The sequence below is a fragment of the Lysinibacillus sp. VIII_CA genome (assembly GCF_049943995.1).
Taxonomy (GTDB): Bacteria; Bacillota; Bacilli; order Bacillales_A; family Planococcaceae; genus Lysinibacillus; species Lysinibacillus pinottii.
Window position 1 is genome coordinate 1 of sequence record NZ_JBNFXM010000047.1, and the last position, 3,704, is coordinate 3,704.

Consider the following 3,704-nt stretch of genomic DNA (forward strand, 5'->3'; position numbering starts at 1 on the left):
TTCGGAGCCCCTAATTTCTCCATTTTTAACATAATACGCGGTAATACAGCTTCAGAACTTGCGGTTGAGAATGCTAAAATAAGCTCATCTTTTAATACTTTAATTAAGAACAATATATTAACACCCGCGAATTTTGCAACAAGTGCAAGTATGACAAATATAAAGAATAGCATGGTTGCGTAAACAAGGATAGCCAATTTAGCTAATGGTATGAGAGAGGCAAAACCATATTTGGAAACGGTTACACCAATTAAACCAAATACCCCAAGTGGTGCAAATTTCATCACAAGGTTAGTTACCCAGAACATCGCATCGGCAACTCCTTGGAAGAAGTCTAAGACTGGTTTACCTCGATCACCAATAGCCGCAACACCTAAACCAAAAATAACAGCGAAGAATATGATTGCAAGCATGTCGCCTTCACCCATTGACTGAATGATATTGGTTGGTACTATGCCTACAATAATATCAAACGGTCCTTCATGCTGTACTTCTTCTGTAGTTGTCACGTATTTCGAAATATCCCCTTGAGATAATTCGTTCATGTTTATTCCAGCGCCAGGCTGGAAAATATTCGCGGAAAGTAATCCAACTACGATAGCTACTGTTGTAATAATTTCAAAATAAATAATGGATTTCCCGCCTAATCGCCCAAGTTGCTTCATGTCTCCAGTACCAGCAACACCAACGATTAATGTCGAAATAATAATGGGAACAACAATCATCTTAATTAGATGCAGGAAAATATCACCTAAAGGTTGTAAATAGGTTTCAATTTTGGGGTTTCCGTAAAAAATACCCCCAACAATAATCCCTAAAATCAAACCAATTAAAATTTGACTGGCTAAACTAATTTTAAACTTCTTTTTCAATCCTTCGTACCTCCTACTATTATTTTTTGGGACTTGCCTAATAATAAGAGATACTTATAAAATCCGACAAAATCCGATGAAAAAAACTTTTTATTTTTCGAAAAGTCTGAATACAAGACCTATCCGCTTCTTACTATTAATTGCATTCTACCTAGATGTATCAGCCTATCACCATCATTAAAGACACGCCAATGCGCTAATAAATCTTTTAACTAATCACATAAGGCTGCTGGTGTGATTACTTCCATATGGCCACATGATAATGGCCAAGTGTTGACAATTTGTCAACAACATTATACACTTCTGTTCAACAGTTATTTTAATGAAGAAGGGAGAATCGAATATGACGGAAAGAAAAGAAAATGTGACTCTCGGTTTATTGTTGAAAGAGCTATTGAAAGAGCGTTCGTTATCCATGCGGAAGTTTAGTGAACTGACAGGAATTGATACGGCTACGATTTCACGGATAATTAATAATAAACGAAAAGCTACACCACAACATGTAGAAAAATTTGCTGACTGCCTTGGTGTTCCATTCATTCAGCTATTTGAAGCAGCGGGATATCCACTGGAACAAAGACAGGAAGATTTACAATCTGATATTCATACCTCTGTTGATGCCATACAAACCTTTCTTAAGGCATCTAATGTGTACAACAACCAGTTTTCAGTGCAGGATGTTGAAAAGAAATTAGACGATTATGGTTTATTTTCTCAAACGGAAGAAGGCAAACATACCATTCATAAGAGTTTTAACGAAAAGATTCAAAAAGTAGGTAGTGTCGGACCATTTATCAATAAGTTAAAAGAGTTATATGAAAAATTTACTTCAGATAAAGGTACATTATTTGAATTAACAATAATTGGAAGCACATTATTATATTTTATTATTCCTGTAGATGTAATTCCGGACTATGTATTCCCTATTGGTTATTTAGATGATGCAATAGCAGTACAACTTACCGGAAAATCTTTGTTGAAAAATAACGGATAGGTGGATTTATTAATTTATGGAAAGTAGTAAAACAAGCCGTAGATGGCTAAAAAATTCATGTTTCATATTCGCATTGATGATTGTATTGGGGATTGTTTATTGGTTTTATCAGTACAATAGTGGATTGGCCATGGCAGAAGACGACAGTAACAATGAAGCTGAAGCTGTGGAAACTTTTGAGCCATTCCAAGGCGCAGACCTACAATTTGGTGAGATTAATGTCCTATTGATAGGTAGTGATACTAGAGGTGATGAAGGTAGATCGGATGCGTTAATGATTGGTCACTATAATCAAACGACGAACCAAGTAAAAATTGTTTCCATTATGAGAGATACGTATGTGGATATCCCAGATTACGGAAAGAATAAAATAAACGCTGCGTTTGCTTTTGGAGGTCCCGAACTTGTTAGAAAAACGATTAAGCAAAACTTTAATATTGATGTTAATTACTATGCGATCGTTGATTTTGAAGGATTCCCTAAAATTGTAGATCTTTTAGCTCCCAATGGAATTGATGTGGACATCCCATATGAAATGTCCTATGGCATTGGCATGACATTATTTCCTGGAGAACAAACGTTACATGGTGACCAGTTACTAGCATATGCTCGATTCCGTCACGATCGTTTAAGCGATTTCGGACGAGTGGCACGACAGCAGGAAATTCTGACAAAGGTTAAAGAACAAATTAGTTTTCACAGCTTAATGAATTTACCAAAAATATTAGGTGTTGCAGAGGCATACATCGATACGAATGTTGACAAAAAAACAATTCTGGCGATTGGGAAAGGTTTAATGGATGGACACTCTAATGGGGTAGATACTTTACGGATTCCTGTTGCCAGTTCTTTTGAAAACAAACATGTAAATGTAGGCGCAGTTCTAGATATTGATTTGGAAAAAAATAAAAGTGAATTAGAAAAGTTTTTATCCACCGAGGATGATGTACAAATGTCTAAACTAGAAGGAGTTTCCTCTTAAAGAAAACATGACAATAGACTATCAACTTTTTAAACTACTCAACCAATTTGCTGGACAATACTCTACTTTAGATCAAGTTGTCCTCTTGTTTTCAAAATATGGCCCTATCCTATTTGGATTAATATTGATATGGCTATGGTTTTCAAACGCTCAAAATCAGCATGAAAATAGAAAAATAGTCATGTATGCCGTAACGATCGCTTTTCTTACACTTGGTATCGATAAAATGATAGAAATGATATATTTTCGACCACGGCCATTCGTCAATCATAGCGTCATATTATTACTTGAAAAATCAAATTTAGACCCATCTTTTCCAAGTAATCATGCGGCAGGGGCATTTGCTTTAGCATTTGCTTTGCTTTGGAAGCGAAAAAAAATCGGAGCTGTACTCCTAGTAATGGCCTGCCTCATGGCACTTTCGAGAATTTTTATCGGTGTACACTACCCTCTAGATGTGTTAGCAGGTGCTTGTATCGGATTAGGGGTAACCTACATAGTGATGTGGCTAATTCATCTTGTTGAAAACTCTAGGCATCACAGGAAAATGTATGTAAAATAATAAAGCTCTTCCAATCAAAAAAGTTCGCCATTTATGCGAACTTTTTTATGTTTCAATTGGGTATGCATGAAATCATCTACTTTATTGTTAATGTAGTTGCTGTCTAAGCGCAGCAATCTTTTTAGCAAAGTCCAAGGCATGTGGACCATCTCCATGAATACATAAGGTGTGTGCTACTATTTTTATTTTTTGAGACTGTACAGACAATACTTCTTTTGCCGATGTTAAAACTTTATAAATTCTTACAAAATAAATTGTAATTATAAGGTTAAATTCCCTGTTCAACGAGTCCCG

General features: G+C 35.7%; 5 protein-coding genes. 3 read left to right on the top strand and 2 right to left on the bottom strand.

Annotated features, from left to right (window positions below; all coding sequences use genetic code 11):
• Nucleotides 1–872: cation:dicarboxylate symporter family transporter (locus ACP3VS_RS23945; protein ID WP_426390234.1), on the bottom strand; the 872-nt coding region annotated here is incomplete at its 3' end.
• 343 nt (nucleotides 873–1,215) lie between these two features.
• Between ACP3VS_RS23945 and ACP3VS_RS23950 the strand changes: the two genes are divergently transcribed.
• The 3 genes from ACP3VS_RS23950 to ACP3VS_RS23960 are packed head-to-tail and all read left to right on the top strand — an operon-like array spanning nucleotide 1,216 to nucleotide 3,410.
• Nucleotides 1,216–1,866 carry a helix-turn-helix domain-containing protein gene (locus tag ACP3VS_RS23950; RefSeq protein ID WP_236249623.1) on the top strand — a complete coding sequence of 217 codons (651 nt, stop codon included), beginning with the start codon at nucleotides 1,216–1,218 and terminating at the stop codon, nucleotides 1,864–1,866.
• Nucleotides 1,867–1,882: 16 nt separating this feature from the next.
• Nucleotides 1,883–2,848, top strand: coding sequence for an LCP family protein (locus ACP3VS_RS23955; protein WP_197223799.1), 966 nt, complete (start codon nucleotides 1,883–1,885; stop codon nucleotides 2,846–2,848).
• 7 nt (nucleotides 2,849–2,855) lie between these two features.
• The gene (locus tag ACP3VS_RS23960) at nucleotides 2,856–3,410 is read left to right on the top strand and encodes a phosphatase PAP2 family protein (protein WP_099806473.1); all 555 of its coding nucleotides are present in this window, start codon (nucleotides 2,856–2,858) and stop codon (nucleotides 3,408–3,410) included.
• A gap of 87 nt (nucleotides 3,411–3,497) precedes the next feature.
• Here ACP3VS_RS23960 and ACP3VS_RS23965 read toward each other — a convergent pair.
• The coding region (locus tag ACP3VS_RS23965; RefSeq protein WP_426390236.1) for a LamB/YcsF family protein at nucleotides 3,498–3,704 on the bottom strand (207 nt) is incomplete at its 5' end.

Bases quoted from the DNA above. Each gene is read 5' to 3' on its own strand.
- ACP3VS_RS23960 (WP_099806473.1), top strand. From the start codon at position 2,856: ATGACAATAGACTATCAACTTTTTAAACTACTCAACCAATTTGCTGGA.
- ACP3VS_RS23955 (WP_197223799.1), top strand. From the start codon at position 1,883: ATGGAAAGTAGTAAAACAAGCCGTAGATGGCTAAAAAATTCATGTTTC.
- ACP3VS_RS23950 (WP_236249623.1), top strand. From the start codon at position 1,216: ATGACGGAAAGAAAAGAAAATGTGACTCTCGGTTTATTGTTGAAAGAG.